Source organism: Pseudomonas sp. HY2-MNA-CIBAN-0224, assembly GCF_040310285.1.
In the GTDB taxonomy this organism is placed as follows: domain Bacteria; phylum Pseudomonadota; class Gammaproteobacteria; order Pseudomonadales; family Pseudomonadaceae; genus Aquipseudomonas; species Aquipseudomonas helleri.
Genome location: NZ_JBEOPQ010000150.1, coordinates 1 through 542 on the forward strand (window position 1 = coordinate 1; position 542 = coordinate 542).

The 542-nt window shown below is 48.7% G+C and carries 1 protein-coding gene; it reads right to left on the bottom strand.

Annotated elements, in window-relative coordinates; translation table 11 throughout:
• On the bottom strand, positions 1-512 hold a 512-nt coding region (locus tag AAEZ03_RS25785; protein WP_502947951.1), incomplete at its 3' end, for an AAA family ATPase.
• Positions 513-542 lie beyond the last annotated feature (30 nt).

Consider the following 542-nt stretch of genomic DNA (forward strand, 5'->3'; position numbering starts at 1 on the left):
GCTTTATACGTGCTATTGCTTTTGGCACTGGTCGCCAGATAAACCACCACTTGTCCTAAGATAATACGTGCTTCTGGCATACCAATCGACTGTACACTACGTAATGCTGCATCGGCGAGGAGTAAGGCATTCGGATTGGCATTGCCGATATCTTCACTGGCCAAAATCACTAAGCGCCGCGCAATAAAGTCAGCGGGCTCACCGCCAACGAGCATCCGCGCCATCCAGTACAAAGCCGCATCAGGATCGGAGCCACGGACGGATTTGATCATGGCAGATATAATGTCGTAATGCTGCTCGCCATCCTTGTCATATCGTACTAAGGCGGTTTGCGCCACTCGGCTAACCAGTTCGTCATCAATGATAACTGGCGACTGTTTGCTATCTGCCGTTTGAATCGCCAGCTCTAATACATTCAGCGCTTTTCTGGCATCACCATGTGCCAATTGACTGATGGTATTTTGTGCTTGCAGGTCGATAGTCAAATTTTGCAGAATGTTGTCTTCTTGCATGGCTCGTTGTAAGACCGCACTGATTTGTTC